The sequence below is a fragment of the Citrobacter sp. Ca225 genome (assembly GCF_030337175.1).
Taxonomy (GTDB): Bacteria; Pseudomonadota; Gammaproteobacteria; order Enterobacterales; family Enterobacteriaceae; genus Citrobacter_A; species Citrobacter_A amalonaticus.
The window spans coordinates 1-222 of the sequence record NZ_JAOWCD010000011.1 but is presented as its reverse complement, the minus strand read 5'-3'; the positions used below and the strand labels follow the sequence as shown (position 1 = coordinate 222).

At 53.2% G+C, this 222-nt stretch carries 1 tRNA gene; it reads right to left on the bottom strand.

The features are described from left to right. Nucleotides 1-144: 144 nt before the first annotated feature. A tRNA-Gly gene (locus OGW13_RS00065) sits at nucleotides 145-220 on the bottom strand. Nucleotides 221-222: the final 2 nt, after the last annotated feature.

Genomic DNA, 222 nt, shown 5'->3' with positions numbered 1-222 from the left:
GAGACTCGAACTCGCGACCCCGACCTTGGCAAGGTCGTGCTCTACCAACTGAGCTATTCCCGCTTAATCTTCGTCTTTCAAACTGCTGCCGCAATTCGAAATCCTGCGATTGGGTGGTCTGTGCTAAGAAGCACTTTCAAATTTTGGAGCGGGAAACGAGACTCGAACTCGCGACCCCGACCTTGGCAAGGTCGTGCTCTACCAACTGAGCTATTCCCGCTT